Source organism: Klebsiella sp. CN_Kp066 (assembly GCF_040065135.1).
Taxonomy (GTDB): Bacteria; Pseudomonadota; Gammaproteobacteria; order Enterobacterales; family Enterobacteriaceae; genus Klebsiella; species Klebsiella oxytoca.
Genome location: NZ_JBEAIU010000032.1, coordinates 13,629 through 33,010 on the forward strand (window position 1 = coordinate 13,629; position 19,382 = coordinate 33,010).

The window sequence follows — 19,382 nt, forward strand, 5'->3', positions numbered from 1 at the left end:
ATGCTTACACAATAGCGTATTGTGGCATAAAAACAGACAATCAGGGAGTTTCTCATGACGTTCGAGTGGTGGTTTGCCTATCTGCTAACATCTATTATTCTCAGCCTGTCGCCGGGCTCCGGGGCAATAAATACCATGACCACCTCTATTAACCACGGCTATCGCGGCGCGGCGGCCTCTATTGCCGGGCTACAGACCGGGCTCGGCATTCACATCGTGCTGGTCGGCGTCGGCCTGGGGACGCTCTTCTCTCGATCGCTGTTAGCTTTTGAAATCCTGAAATGGGCGGGCGCCGCTTATCTTATCTGGCTCGGCATTCAGCAGTGGCGAGCCGCAGGCTCTCTCGATCTGAATACCCTTGCGAAAGCGCAGACCCGCGGCAAACTCTTTAAGCGCGCGGTATTCGTGAATCTGACCAATCCGAAAAGCATCGTATTTCTCGCCGCGCTCTTCCCGCAGTTTATCGTGCCGCACCAGCCTCAGGTAATGCAGTATCTGGTACTTGGCGTTACCACTATCGTGGTCGATATTATCGTCATGATTGGCTACGCCACGCTGGCCCAGCGTATCGCTGCATGGATCAAGGGGCCAAAACAGATGAAGGCGCTGAATAAGGTCTTTGGTTCGCTGTTTATGCTGGTCGGCGCCCTGCTGGCCTCCGCCCGCCACGCGTGATGTATAGATAAACAAAAAATTACCGTACTGATAAAATATAGGGCCCAGGCGGGAGAAGAGCAGGATGTTCGGCCGCTATTCTATGAGCTGGCACAGCGGGTGCCGCAACATGGAGGTGTACTGATGACTCTGGCAGAAAAGTGGCTTGAGGAAGGCATAAAAGAGGGCAAACGCGCTGCGCTACTTAACGTCGCAAAGGCCATGCTCGAGCGGGGTATTGATACTACTGCGGTGATGGAAATGACCGGTCTCACGTCCGACGATTTGCAGCAGCTCCATCATTAATACCCGGCCCGCCCATAACCTCCTGGGCGGGACGCAGAAGGGTTAGCGTGAAATAATCAGATGAATACCGAAGCCGGCGAATAGCGTACCGGCGATGCCGTCGATCCACTTCGCCATCCGCTGATAGCCACGGCGCATGCCCGGCAGGGCGAACAGGCTGGCAACCACCGTGAACCAGGCCAGCGTCTCCAGTACGATCAGCAGAAAAATCCCCCAGCGCGCGCCAGAACTGACGCTATCGCCGACGAACAGCGAGAACACGGAGCCGAAATAGATAATCGCTTTTGGGTTCGCCAGATTAGTCAGCAGCCCTTTCAGAAAGCTCCGGCCGCTGCGCGCCAGCTCAACCTGAGGCTCTACCGCTGCCGCCGCTTCGCCTTTTTTCAGCGCGCCACGCAGCATCTGGAAGCCCATCCAGCACAGATACAGGCCGCCGCCGACCATAATAATGGTATGCAGCCAGGCCATCTTCTCGATAATCAGGTTCAGGCCGAGCAGCGCTACGCCCGCCCATACCATTACCCCGCAGGTGATACCCAGCACGCCCATCATCGCCTCCTTACGAGAGCGGCTAACGGCGGTTTGCGAAACAAAGAAAAAGTCCGGGCCAGGACTCATCAGCGCAATGATATGCACCAGCGCGACGGTGAAGAAAAGCGTCAACATAATTAACTCGCAGGAAAATAGTCAGGACGAAAACTATATTTGCACTTTTTCGTCCGGCTGACTACTCATCATCGCCATCCACGTGCGCGCGGATCAGGGCCATAAACTCTTTACCAAAACGCTCGAGCTTACGCGTGCCGACGCCGTTGACGCTAAGCATCTCGCCGGCCGTCAGCGGCGTTTGCTCAGCCATTTCAATCAGTGTTGCATCGTTAAACACGACGTAGGGTGGGATATTCTCTTCGTCGGCAATCGCCTTACGCAGTTTGCGCAGCTTGGCAAAAAGCTTACGATCGTAATTGCCGCCAAAGGATTTCTGCATCGCTTTTGGCTTCAGCGCCACAATACGCGGCACGGCAAGCTGTAGCGTCACGTCGCCGCGCAGAACCGGACGCGCGGCCTCGGTAAGCTGTAGCGCAGAGTGCTGGGCAATATTCTGCGTGACCAGGCCTAAATGGATCAGCTGGCGGATCACGCTAACCCAATGCTCATGGCTCTGCTCGCGCCCAATGCCGTATACCGGCAGCTTATCATGCCCCATATCGCGAATACGCTGGTTATTGGCGCCGCGCAGCACTTCCACCACGTAGCCCATACCAAAGCGCTGGTTGACGCGGTAAATCGTCGACAGCGCCTTCCGCGCGTCCATTAAACCGTCGTACTGTTTCGGCGGGTCGAGGCAGATATCACAGTTGCCGCACGGCTCCTGGCGCCCCTCGCCAAAGTAGTTGAGCAACACCAGGCGGCGGCAGGTTTGCGCTTCGGCAAAAGCCCCCATCGCGTTGAGCTTATGGCGTTCAATGTCCTGCAGCGGCCCGGCGGGTTTCTCCTCAAGGCAGCGCCTGAGCCACGCCATATCCGCCGGATCGTAAAACAGCATCGCCTCGGCAGGCAGCCCATCGCGCCCGGCGCGGCCGGTCTCCTGGTAATAGGATTCAATATTGCGGGGGATATCGAAATGCACCACAAAACGGACGTTCGGTTTGTTGATCCCCATCCCGAAGGCTACCGTAGCCACCACGATTTGCAGGTCGTCGCGCTGGAATTTCTCCTGTACGTCGGCGCGGATATGATTTTCCAGGCCGGCGTGATAGGCCGCCGCGCTGATGCCGCGACTTTGCAGGCGTGCGGCGGTATCCTCCACTTTCGATCGGCTATTGCAGTAGATAATGCCTGATTTGCCGCGCTGATCCTGTACGTAGCGCATCAGCTGATCCAGCGGCTTAAACTTCTCCATCAGCATGTAGCGGATATTGGGTCGGTCGAAGCTGCTGACCTGGATAAGCGGGTCGCTCAGGCCCAGCAGGCGAACAATGTCGCGACGCGTGGTGTCATCGGCGGTGGCGGTCAGCGCCATAAACGGGATTTGCGGTATCCGCTGGCGCAGCTGCCCTAACGCAGCGTATTCCGGACGGAAATCATGGCCCCACTGGGAAATACAGTGCGCCTCATCCACCGCCACCATCGACAGATTCCAGTGCGTAAGATGCTCGAGGAAGTTATCCAGCATCAGGCGCTCCGGGGCGATATACAGCAGGCGAATCTGCCCGCTGCGGCAGCCGGCCATCACCTCCTGCTGCTGCTCCCGGCTCTGGGTTGAATTCAGGCACGCCGCCGCCACGCCGTTAGCCAGCAGCTGATCGACCTGATCCTTCATCAAGGAGATGAGCGGCGAGACCACGACGGTCAGACCGCCCAGCACCAGCGCCGGCACCTGATAACACAGCGACTTGCCGCCGCCGGTCGGCATCACCACCAGGCAATCGCGCCCGGCCAGTGCCGTATCGATAATGGTTTCCTGGCCCGGGCGAAACTGCTGGTAGCCGAAGGTCTCTTGTAAAACCTGCTTAGCCAGCGATTCCTGATTCAATACTTCCGCCTGCGCCACGTTGACCCCATATGCCTGAAAAGAAAACAGGCGCTATTTTCAGCGCCTGAGAGCCAGAGTGCAACGATTAAAACAGATCGTTGAGCATCAGCCCGACGCCGACGCGGGTTTGATTAAAGTTATAATCGATAAGCGACTCGCCATAACCGCTATAGACCTGAGTATAGACGCGCACGTGTTTGGTGATCGGATAGCTTACCCCAAGCTCGGCGCCGCCGTAGCCGGTATTCCAGTTATATTGCCCCTGAGCGCTGAGAATAGCGTCGCCCAGCTGGTAGCCCACTTTCAGCCGGTAATAACCCATATATTTGGTGATATCCGGGTTATCGTCGGTGCTGCCAATCACGTACCAGGGCTTCACCTCGACCAGCCAGTTGCCATTTTGCGCCATCAGTCGAGTATAGAGGCGATTCCAGCTGCGGGAAGTGGGATCGGAACGACCGTTAGAGTCGTGGTTATAACCCATTTCAACGTCGCGCAGCGTCCAGCCAGCAAATGAGTAATCGGTCGCAAACCCGAGGAACAGCTGCGGCTCGTAGTTGGTTTCGCGAAACGGCGCGGACTCTTTGCTGTTGGAGAGCTGCCACCAGGATTTTTGCGTATAAGAAGCGCCCAGCAGCGAATTCTCGCCCAAAATCCCGCGCCATAATGGAAACGCCAGGCTAAGCTGGAACTTCACTTCGTCTTTACGCGCGTTTTCAGCCCAGTCGTAGCTGCGAATCGCTTCTTTATTGAGATCGCTGGTCCATGTATAGAGCAGATAGTTGCTCTCGTAGGGATAGAGCAGGAAGGGATTATCATGGTCCTGTAACAGGTTGGCGATAATACTCCCGCGAACGGCCGGAGTGTGGTGGACCTGTTTATTCACCGGCGCGTCCTGCGCCAGAACGCCGGCCGGAAGCGCAACAAGCGCCAGCAGGCAGGCCAAAGAGATACGCATTGCTGTTCTCCTGGATGGATATTTATTATTTCTGTTTAACCCAGGCAGCATTCTACCTATTTATACGTCTTCTGACCTGTTATCCGTTCTTAAAGTAGAAATCAATATTTTAGAAGCATAAAATCAACATTTCATTAACCTATGGAAATGTTGTTATGTCTGAACTGACCGCCGCCGCCGCCCTGAAGCTGGTGGGAGAAATCTTCGTCTACCACATGCCCTTTAATCGCGCCTTAGGGCTGGAGCTGGAGCGCTATGAAAAAGAGTTCGCCCAGCTGAGTTTCAACAACCAACCAATGATGGTCGGCAACTGGGCGCAGAGTATTTTACATGGCGGAGTGATTGCCTCAGCGCTGGACGTCGCGGCGGGGCTGGTATGCGTCGGCAGCACCCTGACTCGCCACGACACCATCAATGAAGAAGAGCTGCGCCAGCGCCTGTCGCGGATGGGCACCATCGATCTGCGCGTCGACTACCTGCGTCCGGGTCGTGGGGAGCGCTTTACCGCCACCAGCAGCCTGCTGCGCGCCGGTAACAAGGTGGCGGTGGCCCGCGTCGAACTGCATAACGAAGAGCAGGTGTATATCGCCAGCGCTACGGCGACGTATATGGTGGGTTGATCGGCTTAAATCGAGTAACATCATTCTCTTTGGCAATGGATTTGTACCGATGGACGCTAAACAAACGCGGGTGGGGGTTCTCCTGGCCCTGGCCGCCTATTTTATCTGGGGTATCGCGCCAGCGTACTTCAAGCTTATCTACTATGTTCCCGCCGATGAAATTCTGACTCACCGCGTGATCTGGTCCTTCTTCTTTATGGTCGCGCTAATCAGCATCAGTCGTCAGTGGCCGCAGGTCAAAAGGCTACTGAAAACGCCGAAGAAGGTGTTTCTGCTGGCCCTGTCTGCCGTGCTGGTGGGCGGTAACTGGCTGCTGTTTATCTGGGCGGTCAATAACCATCATATGCTGGAAGCCAGCCTGGGCTACTTTATCAACCCGCTGGTGAATATTCTGCTGGGGATGATCTTCCTCGGGGAGCGTTTTCGTCGGATGCAGTGGCTGGCGGTGCTGCTGGCCGCCTGCGGCGTTCTGGTGCAGCTCTGGACTTTTGGCTCGTTGCCGATTATCGCGCTGGGCCTGGCGTTCAGCTTCGCTTTTTATGGTCTGCTACGTAAAAAGATCGCCGTGGATGCACAAACCGGCATGCTGTTTGAAACGCTCTGGCTGCTGCCGGTCGCCGCGATTTATCTGTTTGGTATAGCCGATAGCCCGACCAGCCATATGGGGCAGAACCCGTGGTCGCTGAACCTGCTGCTGATGGCGGCGGGCGTGGTCACCACTATTCCGCTGCTGTGCTTTACCGGCGCGGCGACCCGCCTGCGCCTTTCTACGCTGGGCTTCTTCCAGTATATCGGCCCAACGCTGATGTTCCTGCTGGCGGTGACCTTCTACGGCGAGGTGCCGGGAGCGGATAAGATGGTGACCTTTGCTTTTATCTGGGTGGCGCTGGCGATTTTCGTAATGGATGCGGTTTACACAATACGTCGTACGCGTAGGGCATAAAGCCAGACCGGTACGCAAAAAAGGAGCCGAAGCTCCTTTTTTTTACAGCCAGTTTTTACGCTTAAAGTACAGATACGGCGCCAGGCCAGCGAGCATCATAAAGACAATCGCGCCGGGATAGCCAAAGCTCCAGTGCAGCTCAGGCATAAACTCAAAGTTCATGCCATAGCTGGAAGCCACCAGGGTCGGCGGCAGGAAGACGACGGAGACGACCGAGAAGATCTTGATGATGCGGTTCTGCTCGATGTTGATAAAACCCATCGCCGCCTGCATCAGGAAGTTAACCTTCTGGAACAGCGATTCATTGTGCGGCAGCAGGGATTCAATATCTCGCAGGATTTCACGCGCCTGCTCCAGCTGCCCTGCCGGCAGACGGGCCTTGCGTACGAGGAAGTTCAGCGCGCGCTGGGTATCCATCAGACACAGGCGGACTTTCCAGCCGATATCTTCCTGTTCCGCCAGCGTAGAGAGCGCCTCGTCGTAATCATCGCCCTGACGACCTTCCATAATCACCCGGCTAAGCTTTTCCAGATCGCTGTAGATGTTTTCGATTTCATCCGCCAGCTGCTCGATTTTGGTTTCGAACAGGTCCAGCAGTAGCTCGTAGGCGTTGCCGTCCACCATCGACTGGTTGCGGGCGCGCATGCGATACAGGCGGAAAGCGGGCAGCTCCCGCTCGCGCAGGGTGAACAGACGGCCTTCGCGGATAGTAAACGCCACGGTAGAGTTACCGGCGTGATCCTCAGCATCTTCAAAAAAGAAAAATGAGTGGATATGCAGACCGTCTTCATCCTCAAAGAAACGCGCTGACGCTTCGATGTCTTCCAGCTCCGGGCGCGTCGCCAGGTTCTGGCCCAATTCCGTTTGCACACGGCTTCGTTCATCGTCGTCAGGCTCGACCAGATCGACCCACACCGAACTGGCGAGGTGCTTGATCTCGTCGGCTTCCAGACGCGTTAAACGATTGTTTTCCAGTTGAAATGCGCTCAGCATGACCGGGACTCCCAATGCAAAAAATTATCGGACAGTTCGGTGGGCACACAGAAACAATTTGGGTTTCAGACCATTAAGCCTGACTCAGAGCGACGGGAATAGAACGGGTCGCCGACAACCGCTAAGGCTATCAGCATAAGAGGATAGCCTTAGGAGTTGTTCCTGATGGGCAGGAAATTGAGCCAGCATCTACTGGGTGTGTCCAAGGCGAATGTCCTCTTAGCGTAATCGTGCGCGCATGTTACGCCAGCGCAAAAACGGCGTCAACACGCAACGGAACGCTAAAGAGCAAATCAAGCTCCTTAACGTATAAAGGTAGCAGAATATTACAAAATAATGATATTTTTCTTACTGTTACACTGTTTCCAGCCGGGCGTACGCCGCGACCAGCCATTTGATCCCCTGCCCCTGAAAGGCAACCTGCAGGCGACTGTGTTCGCCGCTGCCTTCGAGGTTCACAATGGTGCCTTCACCGAATTTGGCGTGGCGGACGCGCTGGCCCAGCTTATAGCCGGTGTCGTTTTCCGCCATCGGCGTCCCCATGCGCTGATGGCTGACCGGCCGGCTCACCGTGGCGCGCAGCCGCACCTCTTCCACGCACGACTCCGGCAGCTCGCCGATAAAGCGCGAGGGGCGATGATAAACCTCTTTGCCGTACAGGCGACGGGTTTCCGCGTAGGTCAGCGTGAGTTTTTGCATGGCACGAGTCACGCCGACGTAGGCCAGGCGGCGTTCTTCCTCCAGGCGGCCGCCCTCATCAAGCGCCATCTGGCTCGGGAACATCCCTTCTTCCACGCCAACGATAAATACCTGCGGAAACTCCAGCCCTTTCGCCGAGTGCAGGGTCATCAGCTGTACCGCATCCTGCCAGGTGTCCGCCTGCCCTTCTCCCGCTTCCAGCGCCGCATGCGAGAGGAACGCCTGCAGCGGCATTAAATCTTCATCTTCTTCGTTGTAGCTAAACTGGCGCGTCGCCGTCACCAGCTCCTCTAAGTTTTCGATACGCGTCTGGCCCTTCTCGCCTTTCTCCTGCTCGTACATCATGCGCAGGCCGGAATCTTTAATGACCCGGTCGGTCTGCACGTGCAGCGGCATGTCGGCTGTCTCCTGCGCCATGGCGTCAATAAGTTCCATAAAACGCTGCAGAGCGCTGGCAGCGCGCCCGGCGAGAACTTTCTCTTTTAACAGCTCGCGACAGGACTGCCACAGCGTCAGCTGCCGGTCGCGCGAGGTCTGGCGCACCACGTCCAGCGTGCGATCGCCAATGCCGCGCGTCGGGGTATTGACCACGCGCTCAAACGCCGCATCGTCGTTACGGTTGGCAATCAGGCGCAGATAGGAGAGCGCATCTTTGATCTCCTGACGTTCGAAGAAGCGCATGCCGCCATAAATACGATAAGGCATGCTGGCCTGCAGCAGCGCCTCTTCCAGCACGCGCGATTGGGCGTTGCTGCGATACAAGATCGCGCACTGCTCCAGCGCCCCGCCGTTTTCCTGCCAGGTTTTGATACGATTGACGACGAAACGCGCCTCATCAAGATCGTTAAACGCGCAGTAGAGCGAAATCGGCTCGCCGTCGGCGCCATCGGTCCACAGCTTTTTCCCCAGCCGTCCGCTGTTGTTCTCAATCAGGGCGTTCGCCGCGCTGAGGATATTGCTGGTCGAGCGATAGTTCTGCTCCAGACGGATAGTTTCCGCGCCGGGGAAGTCATTGAGGAAGCGCTGGATGTTTTCTACCTGCGCGCCGCGCCAGCCATAAATCGACTGATCGTCATCGCCAACGATCATCACCTTACCGGTATCGCCCGCCAGCAGTCGGATCCACGCGTACTGAATATTGTTGGTATCCTGGAATTCATCCACCAGGATATTGGTAAAGCGCTCGCGGTAGTGCTGAAGGATATGCGGCTTGTTAAGCCACAGCTCGTGGGCGCGCAGCAGCAGCTCGGCGAAGTCTACCAGCCCCGCGCGATCGCAGGCTTCCTGATAGGCCTGGTAAACCTTCTGCCAGGTCTGCTCAACCGGATTACCGTAGCTCTGAATATGGTGCGGGCGCAGCCCTTCATCTTTCTGGCCGTTGATGTACCACATCGCCTGCCGCGGCGGCCACTGCTTCTCATCGAGATTCATCGCCTTAATCAGGCGCTTAAGCAGGCGCAGCTGATCTTCGCTGTCGAGGATCTGGAAGTCCTGCGGCAGCCCGGCGTCAAGGTGATGAGCGCGCAGTAGACGGTGCGCCAGACCATGGAAAGTGCCGACCCACATACCGCCCTGAGTGGTGCCCATCAGTTGACCAATACGATGACGCATTTCCGCCGCCGCTTTGTTGGTAAAGGTCACCGCCATGATGGAGTAAGGGGAACAGTTCTCAACGCTCAGCAGCCAGGCGATGCGGTGTACCAGGACGCGCGTCTTGCCGCTGCCCGCTCCTGCCAGAACCAGCATATTAGTACGTGATGCCGCAACGGCTTCACGCTGTTTGTCATTGAGGCTGTCGAGCAGGTAAGAAACGTCCATTGGCACCGCCGGAAATGAGGCGCCCGGCAACGTTTGGCTCGCCGGGCTACTGTTAATTTATACAGAACTACTGACGATTATATCAGCGAGGTCAGAGATGCCAACCGTGAAATTTCGATGTGCGGTAGCAGGCGGCCATCGGCGGCGCGCATCAGGTCTGCGCCCTGCGGTTTGATCCAACAGGCCTGCATGCCGCAGCGAATAGCGCCTGCGACATCGGTCGTCAGATCGTCCCCGACGTGCAGAATCTGCCCCAGAGGAAGCTCCAGCCGCTCCGCTGCGAGATGATACATATCGGCAAAGGGCTTAGAGCGCCCGTCAGGGCCCGCGCGCAGCACGAAGCGGAAGTAGTCGCTCAGGCCAAAGAGTTCCGGCTGGGCGTTGCCGTTGGTAATGGCCACCAGCGGCCACTTTTCCGCCAGCTGCGCCAGCGTATCGTGCGTCTCCTGCGGAACGTCAATCAGGCTGCGCCAGTGAGCGAAATTCGCCATCGCTTCATCGGCCCCCGTTTTCGCCAGCGTCGCTGAAAGCCCGGCGTTGATCATCCCCAGCTCCAGCGCGCGGCGGCGCCATTCGGTCACATCGTGGTAAATTTCCGGCTCTGACGCCAGCAGCGTCTGGCGCAGCCGGTTAAGCTCGCTGGCGTCAAATTGGCTCAGAGAAGGGTGGTAGCTGCGCACAAAGCTCAGCGACTCATGCAGCGTCCGGTCAATCACCGGGCGGTTGTCATAAAGGGTATCGTCCAGGTCAAACGTCAATGCTGAAATCTGGCCCAGAGGTCGGTAAAAACGCATCATTTCCCCCGTTTGGCGCGCGGATGTGCCGCATCGTACACCGACGCAAGGTGTTGAAAATCGAGATGGGTATAGATTTGAGTGGTGGAAAGGTTAGCATGGCCCAGCAGCTCCTGCACCCCGCGCAGATCGCCGCTCGACTCCAGCATATGGGTCGCGAAGGAGTGGCGCAGCTTATGCGGGTGCACGTGGCTGTTGAGCCCCTGCTTTATGCCCCATTCGGCAAAGCGCTTTTGCACGTTGCGCGCGGAAATTCGCTTCCCCAGTTTAGATAAGAACAGGGCGTCCTCATCGGCACCGAACAGTCCGCGCAGATCGAGCCAGTGCTCAATCCACACCACCGCATTGCGGCCAATCGGCAGGCGGCGCTCTTTGCTGCCTTTGCCCATCACCCACACCTCGCCGGATTCCAGATCGAGGTGCTTAATATCGAGATTCACCAGCTCCGAAAGACGCAACCCCGCGCCGTACATCACTTCCAGCATCGCTCTGTCGCGTACCGCCAGCGGATCGTTGAGATCGATATCCAGCAGCCGATTAACGTCGTCGACGTCGATATTTTTCGGTAGATGGCGGGGTATTTTCGGCGCCGAAATCCCCTTCGCCGGATTCGCGGCCAGTTCACCCTGGCTCACCAGCCAGTCAAAGAAGCTGCGTAAGGCCGAGAGACGTAAGGCCAGGCTGGCAGGCCCCAGCCCCTGACGACGGCTGCGCACCGCCAGGCTACGGACCTGGGCGGCATCACACTGCTGCCAGCTTTTCAGCCCGGCGCTATCCGCCAGCGCGATAAGCGTTTCCAGCTGGCGGCGATAGTTCAGCAGCGTTATCGGGCTCAGCTGACGCTCGACGCCGAGATAGCGTAAGAAGCGTTCTACGGGAGCAAACAGAGGCGAGTCGGTCATGCGCGTTCAATCCAGCGCTCCAGCAATCCCGGGAGCATCGACGCGATTTCCTGCAATAGCTGCGTTCCCTGCCCTTGCTGATAGTGCTGGGGGTCGCGACTGCTGAATATCATCACACCGGGAGCGTCGTCTCCCCCCAGCAGCGACATCGCCACCGATCCGATGGCTTTAGCTTCCGGCAGCACGACCAGCAGCTCGGGGCCGTTTAAAGCGCCAAGATAATGGCGCTGTTGTCCAAGACGCTGAATGCGAATAGGCTCAAACGCCTGACGGCTTATCGCCAGATGAGTGAATTTGGAAGGCGCGCCGAGCCGCCAGCGGTCGGGAAACAGGCGCACCGTGGCGCCCGCCAGACCCAGCTCGCGCGCCCAGCGATGAAAGCGGTTCAGCATTTCGTCAAGGCTATCGGCCGCCGCCAGCCGCGTTTGCAGGTGAAACAGGCGCTGAAACAGGCTTTCGTTAGCCGTCGCCTGCTCCGTCAGCAGCGTCATATTTTCTTCCAGCACGTTGATATGGTTCCGCGCCCGCGCCATGTGCCACTCCACCAGCGAGACCGAACCACGCACCGGATGCGGCACTGACATGTGTTCCACCAGCGCCGCATTACGAATAAAGAATTCAGGATGTTGCAACAGATAGTCCACCACTGCGCGATCGTTTAGCTCGCTGGCAAGTTCCTGTTGTTCTTCCCCGACTTGTTTCATAAATGAATAAATCCGTCATAGACATGTGCCGCCGGGCCAGTCATATACAACGGTTGGCCCGGACCTTTCCAGGCGATATCCAGACGCCCGCCGGGTAATTCCACGCGGACCTCCTCGCCCAGTAATCCCTGCTGGATACCGACTGCCGCCGCCGCACAGGCGCCGCTGCCGCAGGCCTGAGTTTCCCCCGCACCGCGTTCATACACGCGCAGGCGAATATGAGAGCGGCTGATCACCTGCATAAAGCCGATGTTCGCCCGCTCCGGGAAGCGCTCGTGGTTTTCCATCACCGGGCCGAGCGTTTCCACCGTCGCGGTTTCCACATCATCAACCTGGATAACGCAGTGCGGGTTACCCATCGACACCACGCCGCACAATACTGTCTGTTCAGCGGCGCGCATAATATAGGTCTTTTCCGCTTTGTTGGCGCGGAACGGCACCTGGGACGGTTCGAAGTTTGGCTCACCCATATTGACGCGCACCAGATCGTCTTCCGTGACGCTTAATACCATACGGCCATTCGAGGTACTGACGCGGATATCACGTTTATTGGTCAGGCCTTTCAGACGCACAAAGCGGGCGAAACAGCGCGCGCCGTTGCCGCATTGCGCCACTTCGCTACCGTCGGCATTGAAGATACGATAGTGGAAGTCGAGCTCCGGATCGTAAGGCGGCTCCACCACCAGCAGCTGATCGAAACCCACGCCAAGATGCCGATCCGCCAGACGACGGATCAGTTCAGGTGAGAAAAAAACATTCTGCGTTACTGCGTCAACGACCATAAAGTCGTTACCCAGGCCATGCATTTTAGAGAACTGCATTTTCTACTCCAGCTGCGCGGAACTGTCAGTAATTCACCTGGGTCGGGCCACCGCTATCGCCGCGATCGTTACGATCCGGCGTAGAGCTCTGGATACCGCTATCAACCGGCTTAGTCGGCGGAGGCGCCGTTTTATCCGCCGGCGGGAAGTAAAGCGGCCCTTTCAGACCACAGCCGCTAAGGCTGAGAACCGCTAATAAAACGGCAAGCGCTGGGAAAACGTTTTTCATGGATAGTTGCCCGTGATTCATTCTTACTGCTTTCTATCATCGCAGGAGAAGACGTAAAAGCAAGCGTTTAGCATCCCACTGCGCGCGCTTTTGTTTCGCGCTATACTGCCGCCACTATCAAAAAAGCGGGAAAGAACCATGAACGACAGTGAATTCCATCGCCTGGCCGATACCCTGTGGATGACCATCGAAGAACGCCTTGACGACTGGGACGGCGACAGCGATATCGACTGTGAAATCAACGGCGGCGTACTGACTATCAGTTTTGAAAACGGCAGCAAGATTATTATCAACCGTCAGGAACCGCTACATCAGGTGTGGCTGGCAACGAAACAAGGCGGCTACCATTTCGACTTAAAAGGCGACGAGTGGGTATGCGACCGCAGCGGCGAAACCTTCTGGGATCTGCTGGAACAGGCGGCGACCATGCAGGCCGGTGAAGCGGTGAGTTTTCGCTAAGAGAGCGTGATACGAATTCCCCGGATTGCGGCTAACGCCTTATCCGGGCTACAACAATCCCTATCGCCCTGTAGCCCGGGCAAGCGCAGCGCCCCCGGCAAGTCCACCCGTAGAAGATTTCAAACCTATTACACCCTCAAGGCCCGCAGTTCAGGCTCAGGAGTAGTGCTGTAGCATCGGTGATGAGGCAGCATCCTGACCGGCTGAAGCGGTGGCAGCGGCAATCACCTGGCTGCGGAACGGAATCACCTGCTCGCGACCGTCAACGTCGACGATTTGATAAAACTGCGGCAGGTTAAAGTTGATAAAGCTGGAACCGTAGGTAAAACGGTCATGGGATGAAGAGTAGAAGCGGCTGACGTCGCGCACCAGCTCCTCTTTGCTACCTTCGCAGTGGTGATACACCTCGGCGCGGTTGCTCTCATCGAGGATATAGATGTTAAAACCGTTATCGTTATCCGCATCTTCGAAGAAGAACTGAATAATCCCTTCGCTGGCAAAGCCGTCCACTACCTGCGGCAGCCTGACGTGGTTAGTTTCCACCTGCACCGACAGCCCGTGCAATTTGTTATGCGAAATCGCGCCATAGAATTCGATGGCGTTTTCCAGTTTCTGAACCGAAACGTTAAGACGCTCGAAGAACAACCCCCAGGTCTGCCCGGAAACGCGTAGCGCTTTAAAGCGGCCGGTATCCTGACGGGTGCTGGAAAGACGCAGCTCAACGCATTCAGACACCAGCTGCTGTACGCGAGTGCGGATCAGACCGCGCAGATGCTGGCTATAGCAGAAAACCTCCACGCTATCCGGCGGCGCGGCGTCCTGGTGCATCTTGCCAAGAATGGTTTTCAGCGCTTCGATCATCGCCTGCTCGCCGTTAAAGTGCAGCGTACGCACCTCGTTCCACGAGTTGCGGTACAGCAGGTCGATGCTGCCAATCAGGCACTTTTGCTCTTCGCCGAAGCTGAAAACATCCAGCTTGCGGAAGTCAAAATGCACCACCTGATTGCGGAAGGCCGCCGTCGGGTCATATTCCAGGTTGACGATAATCGCCAGATGGCGGATTTCGCACGGACTGTACAGCGCTTTCGGCGTCGGAGAAGGCAGGCGCAGCGGGAAGTGATGCGCCACATCGGCCACCATCTCCTGCAGCTTCGCCAGATCGACAATGCCGTTGCCCTTAATAAACAGGCGCGTACGTGACGTCAACAGGCCGTTAAACCAGGCCCAGGCCACCAGCTTATTAAGATAACGGTTATATTCCAGCGGCTGATGGCTGATGATCGATTCCATGTCCGGCGCCCGGTTATAGACATACCAACCGGTGCGGTTGGCGCGGCCCGGCGGCACGTGGATAAAGGTCAGATTCGGCTCAGACAGATCCGGTGAAATTTGCGGGTTTACCAGGGTGACTTTCCCCGGCAGCGCTTCAAAGGCGGCGTACAGCTTACGCGTCAGCACGCCAATATCCTGCGGGCTGGCGGAAACGCTCAGGTTATTGCGGCGCGCAAAACGAATCAGGTTGCGATAGCTCTGCATCATCGCATCAAGCAGTTCGTTGTGCGCTTTACGGACTTCGTCGATCTTCCAGTTGGCCCGGTTGTCGAGCATCATCAGACGCTTTTCATCCCAGCCCCACTCTTTCACCAGGTGACTGACGACTTCGCGACGCCAGCCGACGCAGGCGCGCTCGCGGCTCAGCTTCTCGCAGACTTTTAAATAGAAACATCGACGCACCAGATCGAGGCGCGTTTCATCTTCGATGGCCTGCAGATAGAGCGTCACGCGCTCCAGCATCATGCAGTAAGGATCGAGGCCAAACGAAACGATCTCACCGTCATGCAGGCGCTGTTTGATATCTTTCGCCAGCAGGCGGTTATTGGGGTACTCCCAGGAGTACGCTTCCAGCAGCAGCGTTTTCAGCACGGCCTTATAGGGCGAGTCGATGCTTTTATACAGCTGCCAGAGGCTGGCGCCGAAGTACTCTTCGGCCGACAGAGAACTCAGGCCGCCGAGATCCAGCCATTCATTCGGCGTCAGTACGCCCTGCGCGTAGAGGCTCATGACGTAATCGTCGTAATGCTCTTCTTCATCGCACGGCACCATATTCCACAGAATACGTTTGCCGGCAAGGCGCACCGCGGTACGGTAAAACTCATCCAGCAGCAGGATATGCTGGGTGGAGCCGCAGTCTTCGCCGCCCAGGCTGCCGCTTTCGTTATGACGGAAGCGGTTTTCGTCGATCAGGAAGAAGCTGACCTCGACGCCCAGCGATGCCGCCCAGCTCTCCAGCAGGCTACATTTACGCTGCAGCAGCTGACGCTCTTCAGTGTCAAGCCAGGACTGGTGGCAAACCCAGATATCCAGGTCAGACGAACAGCTTTGGCCGACGGAAGATGTGCTGCCCATAGAGTAAAGGCCGGTGATCGGCAGCTCGCCTTTCGGCGGCTCCTTGGCCAGCATGCCACGGTTGAGCTCGAGCTCATCAAGATAGTGACGTTGGGTTTCATCAGGCGTGTAGAGGCAAATGCCACGGGGAACGTTACCGTCAAGGTAACCCGGCATCAGCGGATGATGATAATGTAGTAATGTCGGCAGTAGACTGTAAACCTGCTGGAAAGCGGGTCCCATGGCAGCAAGGGCGCGATCCACGCGCAATTGGTTGATGGCATCCAGTCTCTGTTTCAGTGTCTCAATATAGAGGTACAAGACATATCGCCTGATGTTCAAAAACCCGACGTACAATAGTACGGAGAGTTTCAGTATTTCAACAAAAACCGTCACCATTCGTCGTCGGTGTGGTTGTGGTGAACTGCTGACTGACAAATGGTTTAAAACGTGATCAATCTAACACCTTGCTGATTGACCGTAAAGAAAGATGCGCTACATACAAGTGTAGCACCCTTTACTACGTGTAAATTCTTCACTACGTTTGCGGCAACCCGCAAACGCATGAAAGGCTAAAAAGATGGCCGCGACCCTTAACCCCACAAAACTAACATCCCTAAGACAACAATGTTAGGATGGTTAGTGGTCGACAATGACGGTAACAAGCATGTTAGACAAAGTTTTGAGAATTGCCACACGGCAAAGCCCGCTTGCGCTATGGCAGGCACATTATGTGAAAGAGCGTCTGGAGTCCTGCCACCCGGGGCTTTCCGTTGAACTGGTGCCTATGGTCACCCGCGGCGACGTGATCCTTGATACGCCCCTTGCAAAAGTGGGCGGTAAGGGTCTGTTTGTGAAAGAGTTAGAGCTGGCGATGCTGGAAGGCCGCGCCGACATCGCCGTCCATTCGATGAAAGACGTACCGGTGGAGTTTCCCGCAGGGCTTGGGCTGGTGACCATCTGCGAGCGTGAAGATCCGCGCGATGCGTTTGTCTCAAACCACTACGCTTCCATTGATGAACTGCCGCACGGCAGCATCGTTGGCACGTCAAGTTTACGCCGTCAGTGTCAGCTGGCCGCAGCGCGGCCGGATCTCACGATCCGCTCCCTGCGCGGCAACGTAGGCACGCGTCTGGGCAAGCTTGATAGCGGCGAGTATGACGCCATTATTCTTGCCGCCGCAGGGCTTAAACGCCTGAACCTGGAGGCGCGTATTCGTCAACCGCTATCGCCGGAGCAATCGCTGCCCGCCGTTGGCCAGGGCGCGGTCGGCATCGAGTGTCGCCTTGACGACGAATGGACCAAAGCGCTACTGGCCCCGTTGAATCATACGGAAACGGCCATACGCGTACGCGCTGAACGGGCGATGAACACCCGGCTGGAAGGCGGCTGTCAGGTGCCGATCGGCAGCTATGCCGAACTGATCGACGGTGAGCTATGGCTGCGCGCGCTGGTTGGCGCGCCGGATGGCTCACAAATGGTGCGCGGCGAGCGGCGCGGCCGTGCGGAAGAGGCAGAAACGCTCGGCGTCTCTCTTGCCGAAGAGCTTCTGAATAACGGCGCTCGCGACATACTTGCCGTCGTCTATGCAGGAGAAGGTCCACAATGAGTATCCTGGTCACCCGTCCGCTGCCGCAAGGCGAAGAGTTAGTCAGCCGCCTGCGCGCGCTGGGGCGCGTGGCCTGGAGCTTTCCGCTCATTGAATTTACCCCTGGACGTCAGCTTCCTGAGCTGGGCGGCCAGCTGGAAAACCTCGCGGCTGGCGATTTGCTCTTCGCACTGTCCCAGCACGCCGTTGAGTTTGCCCACTCTCGCCTCCAGCAGCAAAGGCTGCGCTGGCCTTCGGCGCCTGACTATTTTGCCATTGGCCGCACCACCGCGCTGGCCCTGCATAAAGTCAGCAATCGTCATGTTCGCTATCCGTTAGATCGGGAAATCAGCGAAGTCTTGCTACAATTACCTGAATTACAAAACATTGCGGGGAAAAGAGCGCTCATCCTGCGCGGTAACGGCGGGCGGGAATTACTCGGTGATACGCTTCGCGAACGCGGTGCTGATGTCACTTTTTGTGAATGTTATCAACGTAGTGCAAGGCACTATGATGGCGCAGAAGAAGCAATGCGCTGGCAGTCTCGCGGTATTTCAACGCTGGTCATTACCAGCGGCGAGATGCTGCAGCAGCTCTGGACGCTGATACCACAGTGGTATCGCGAACGTTGGCTCCTGAGCTGTCGCATTTTAGTTGTCAGTGAACGTCTGGCCGAGCAGGCCAGAGAATTGGGCTGGCAGGATATCCAGGTTGCCGATAGCGCCGACAACGATGCGCTGCTACGCGCATTACAATAACTCTCAACATTGGAAGCCATAATGACGGAACAACAGAATCAATCCGCCGTGGTTGAAGAGACCAGGGAGGCCGTGGACACGACGTCACAGCCAGAAAATAACGTAGAAAAGAAAAACGGCGGCAGTAAAACCAGCCTCGCGCTGAGCGCAATAGCTATTGCTATCGCCCTCGCCGCTGGCATAGGTCTTTATGGCCTGACGAAGACCCAGGCAACCCGCCAGAGCGAAGCCAGCGCCGGGCTATCCAGCCAGATCGCCGCGCTGCAAAAAGCCCAGGAAAGCCAAAAAAGCGAACTCGAAGGCATTATTAAGCAGCAGGCCGACCAGTTGACGGAAGCGCAGCGTCAGCAGGAGGCTCTGGCGAAGAAGCTGGAAGAAGTTCAGGAGAAGGTTGCGGTTATTTCCGGCAGCGACGCAAAAACCTGGCTGCTCGCGCAGGCGGATTTCCTCGTGAAACTGGCCGGACGTAAGCTGTGGAGCGATCAGGACGTAACGACCGCTGCCGCGCTGCTGAAAAGCGCCGACGCCAGCCTCGCCGATATGAACGATCCGAGCCTGATCGCCGCGCGCCGCGCCATTACCGACGATATTGCCTCGCTTTCTGCCGTGAGTCAGGTCGACTACGACGGCATCATTCTGAAGGTGAACCAGCTCGCCAACCAGATCGATAATCTCCGTCTGGCGGACAACAACGATGACGACACGCCGATGGATTCCGATAGCGATGAGCTATCCAGCTCCATTACCGAATGGCGTGTAAACCTGCAAAAAAGCTGGCAGAACTTTATGGACAGCTTTATTACCGTTCGCCGCCGCGATGAAACCGCCGTGCCGCTGCTGGCGCCGAACCAGGACGTCTACCTGCGCGAAAATATTCGCTCCCGTCTGCTGGTCGCAGCGCAGGCTGTCCCTCGCCATCAGGAAGAAACCTACAAACAGGCTCTGGATAACGTCTCGACCTGGGTTCGCGCTTACTACGACACGGAAGACGCCACCACCAAAGCCTTCCTTGAGGATGTGGATAAGCTCAGCCAGCAAAGCATCACCATGAACGTACCGGAAAACCTGCAAAGCCAGGCGCTGCTTGAGAAACTAATGCAGACGCGAGTGCGTAATCTGATGGCGCAGCCGGCTGAACCCCAGACCAGCGCGCCGGCACCTGCCCCTGCACCTGCAGCCCACGCGCCAACGCCTGCGCCACAAGGAGAGTAACGC

Annotated in this window: 18 protein-coding genes and 1 pseudogene; 8 read left to right on the forward strand and 11 right to left on the reverse strand. The window is 57.1% G+C overall.

Annotated features, from left to right (window positions below; genetic code table 11):
- The first annotated feature begins 54 nt into the window (after positions 1 to 54).
- Together rhtB and ABLV75_RS11080 are read left to right on the forward strand one after the other, a co-directional pair.
- A complete protein-coding gene (gene rhtB / locus ABLV75_RS11075) occupies positions 55 to 675 on the forward strand; it encodes a homoserine/homoserine lactone efflux protein (RefSeq protein ID WP_004107699.1) in 621 nt (206 codons plus the stop codon).
- Positions 676 to 678: 3 nt separating this feature from the next.
- Positions 679 to 960, forward strand: a pseudogene (locus tag ABLV75_RS11080) (ISNCY family transposase); the annotation flags it as partial.
- 42 nt (positions 961 to 1,002) lie between these two features.
- Here the strand turns inward: ABLV75_RS11080 and rhtC are convergent.
- From rhtC to pldA, 3 genes are all read right to left on the reverse strand, one after another.
- Positions 1,003 to 1,626, reverse strand: a complete 624-nt coding sequence (gene rhtC, locus ABLV75_RS11085; RefSeq protein WP_004107695.1) for a threonine export protein RhtC — start codon at positions 1,624 to 1,626, stop codon at positions 1,003 to 1,005.
- A gap of 61 nt (positions 1,627 to 1,687) precedes the next feature.
- Positions 1,688 to 3,514 (reverse strand): ATP-dependent DNA helicase RecQ, encoded by a 1,827-nt coding sequence (recQ, locus tag ABLV75_RS11090; RefSeq protein WP_004107693.1) that lies wholly within the window; start codon positions 3,512 to 3,514, stop codon positions 1,688 to 1,690.
- A gap of 67 nt (positions 3,515 to 3,581) precedes the next feature.
- The gene (gene pldA / locus ABLV75_RS11095) at positions 3,582 to 4,454 is read right to left on the reverse strand and encodes a phospholipase A (RefSeq protein WP_004107691.1); all 873 of its coding nucleotides are present in this window, start codon (positions 4,452 to 4,454) and stop codon (positions 3,582 to 3,584) included.
- A gap of 155 nt (positions 4,455 to 4,609) precedes the next feature.
- On the opposite strand from pldA, the gene yigI reads away from it, so the two are divergent.
- Both yigI and rarD read left to right on the forward strand, forming a co-directional pair.
- A complete protein-coding gene (gene yigI, locus ABLV75_RS11100) occupies positions 4,610 to 5,074 on the forward strand; it encodes an acyl-CoA thioesterase YigI (protein WP_004097567.1) in 465 nt (154 codons plus the stop codon).
- A gap of 49 nt (positions 5,075 to 5,123) precedes the next feature.
- The gene (rarD, locus tag ABLV75_RS11105; protein WP_004107689.1) at positions 5,124 to 6,017 is read left to right on the forward strand and encodes an EamA family transporter RarD; all 894 of its coding nucleotides are present in this window, start codon (positions 5,124 to 5,126) and stop codon (positions 6,015 to 6,017) included.
- Positions 6,018 to 6,059: 42 nt separating this feature from the next.
- Here the strand turns inward: rarD and corA are convergent, their stop codons facing one another.
- The 7 genes from corA to ABLV75_RS11140 form a co-directional block, all read right to left on the reverse strand.
- The gene (corA, locus tag ABLV75_RS11110) at positions 6,060 to 7,010 is read right to left on the reverse strand and encodes a magnesium/cobalt transporter CorA (protein WP_004107687.1); all 951 of its coding nucleotides are present in this window, start codon (positions 7,008 to 7,010) and stop codon (positions 6,060 to 6,062) included.
- A gap of 354 nt (positions 7,011 to 7,364) precedes the next feature.
- Positions 7,365 to 9,527, reverse strand: a complete 2,163-nt coding sequence (uvrD, locus tag ABLV75_RS11115) for a DNA helicase II (RefSeq protein ID WP_016808216.1) — start codon at positions 9,525 to 9,527, stop codon at positions 7,365 to 7,367.
- Between the two features lie 77 nt (positions 9,528 to 9,604).
- The gene (yigB, locus tag ABLV75_RS11120) at positions 9,605 to 10,321 is read right to left on the reverse strand and encodes a 5-amino-6-(5-phospho-D-ribitylamino)uracil phosphatase YigB (protein WP_016808215.1); all 717 of its coding nucleotides are present in this window, start codon (positions 10,319 to 10,321) and stop codon (positions 9,605 to 9,607) included.
- Complete coding sequence (xerC, locus tag ABLV75_RS11125; RefSeq protein ID WP_004107682.1) at positions 10,321 to 11,223, reverse strand: tyrosine recombinase XerC; 903 nt, start codon at positions 11,221 to 11,223, stop codon at positions 10,321 to 10,323. Before xerC ends, yigB begins: the two co-directional genes overlap by 1 nt.
- On the reverse strand, positions 11,220 to 11,927 hold the full coding sequence (locus tag ABLV75_RS11130; protein ID WP_348854943.1) for a DUF484 domain-containing protein: 708 nt from the start codon (positions 11,925 to 11,927) through the stop codon (positions 11,220 to 11,222). Before ABLV75_RS11130 ends, xerC begins: the two co-directional genes overlap by 4 nt.
- A complete protein-coding gene (dapF, locus tag ABLV75_RS11135) occupies positions 11,924 to 12,748 on the reverse strand; it encodes a diaminopimelate epimerase (RefSeq protein WP_004107680.1) in 825 nt (274 codons plus the stop codon). The genes ABLV75_RS11130 and dapF overlap by 4 nt, the downstream gene beginning before the upstream one ends.
- Positions 12,749 to 12,773: 25 nt before the next feature.
- On the reverse strand, positions 12,774 to 12,977 hold the full coding sequence (locus ABLV75_RS11140; RefSeq protein ID WP_016808214.1) for a lipoprotein: 204 nt from the start codon (positions 12,975 to 12,977) through the stop codon (positions 12,774 to 12,776).
- Between the two features lie 138 nt (positions 12,978 to 13,115).
- Here ABLV75_RS11140 and cyaY point away from each other — a divergent pair, with 138 nt between their 5' ends.
- Positions 13,116 to 13,436: an iron donor protein CyaY gene (gene cyaY, locus ABLV75_RS11145; RefSeq protein WP_004107678.1), complete on the forward strand. Its 321-nt coding sequence runs from the start codon at positions 13,116 to 13,118 to the stop codon at positions 13,434 to 13,436.
- Positions 13,437 to 13,592: 156 nt separating this feature from the next.
- On the opposite strand, the gene cyaA is transcribed toward cyaY, so the two are convergent.
- Positions 13,593 to 16,142, reverse strand: coding sequence for a class I adenylate cyclase (gene cyaA, locus ABLV75_RS11150; RefSeq protein WP_016808213.1), 2,550 nt, complete (start codon positions 16,140 to 16,142; stop codon positions 13,593 to 13,595).
- 346 nt (positions 16,143 to 16,488) lie between these two features.
- Between cyaA and hemC the strand changes: the two genes are divergently transcribed.
- From hemC to hemX, 3 genes are read left to right on the forward strand one after another with little or no spacing between them, the layout of a single operon-like run.
- Positions 16,489 to 17,430 (forward strand): hydroxymethylbilane synthase, encoded by a 942-nt coding sequence (hemC, locus tag ABLV75_RS11155; RefSeq protein ID WP_016808212.1) that lies wholly within the window; start codon positions 16,489 to 16,491, stop codon positions 17,428 to 17,430.
- Positions 17,427 to 18,167 carry a uroporphyrinogen-III synthase gene (gene hemD, locus ABLV75_RS11160; protein WP_004107673.1) on the forward strand — a complete coding sequence of 247 codons (741 nt, stop codon included), beginning with the start codon at positions 17,427 to 17,429 and terminating at the stop codon, positions 18,165 to 18,167. The genes hemC and hemD overlap by 4 nt, the downstream gene beginning before the upstream one ends.
- Positions 18,168 to 18,188: 21 nt before the next feature.
- Positions 18,189 to 19,379 (forward strand): uroporphyrinogen-III C-methyltransferase, encoded by a 1,191-nt coding sequence (hemX, locus tag ABLV75_RS11165; protein ID WP_004107672.1) that lies wholly within the window; start codon positions 18,189 to 18,191, stop codon positions 19,377 to 19,379.
- The last annotated feature ends 3 nt before the right edge of the window (positions 19,380 to 19,382 follow it).